The organism is Streptomyces flavofungini (assembly GCF_041028215.1).
GTDB classification, from domain to species: Bacteria; Actinomycetota; Actinomycetes; order Streptomycetales; family Streptomycetaceae; genus Streptomyces; species Streptomyces flavofungini_B.
Genome location: NZ_JASKYR010001536.1, coordinates 1 through 594, shown reverse-complemented (window position 1 = coordinate 594; position 594 = coordinate 1). Strand labels below are relative to the sequence as shown.

At 74.7% G+C, this 594-nt stretch carries 1 pseudogene; it reads left to right on the top strand.

Annotation, left to right across the window (positions count from 1 at the left end):
- Window positions 1-594 (top strand): annotated as a pseudogene (locus AB8Z36_RS42060) (hypothetical protein); the annotation flags it as partial.

The following is a 594-nucleotide window of genomic DNA, read 5'->3' as shown; positions in this document are numbered from 1 at the left end:
GTCCGACGGCGACGACTCGCGCGACGCACCCCCCGTCGTGTGGCGCACCGGCATCCGCTCCACCGAGCCCCACCTGCTGATCGCGGGCCGCCCCGGCAGCGGCACCACGACGCTGCTGCGGTCCATCGCCCTCCAGGCGCTCCAGTACGGCGACGTCCTCATCGTCGAGGGCAGCGGCACCGGTGACTACGCGTGCCTCGCGGGCCGCGACGGGGTGCTCGGCATCGAGTGCGGTCTCGCCGGGGCGCGCGCGAGTCTGGAGTGGGCGGCGCACGAGACCGAGCGCAGGCTGATCGCCGCCAACCGCGCCCGGCAGTCGGGCCACCACCAGCCCGAGGACATCAAGCGCCCCCTGTGGCTGCTCATCGACCGCCCGAGCGCGCTCGGCCATCTCGCGGCGGCCGACGGCCGCGAAGACCCCCAGGCGCTGCTCAACGTCCCGCTGCGGCACGGCAGGGCGGCGAACGTGACCGTCGTGGTGGCCGACCAGCTCGACTGCCTGGACACCCTGCACGACACCGTGCTGCAGCACACACGCGCGCGTGTCGTACTCGGACCCGCCGTCCCGCACCAGCTCGCGGAGGTGCTCGGCAC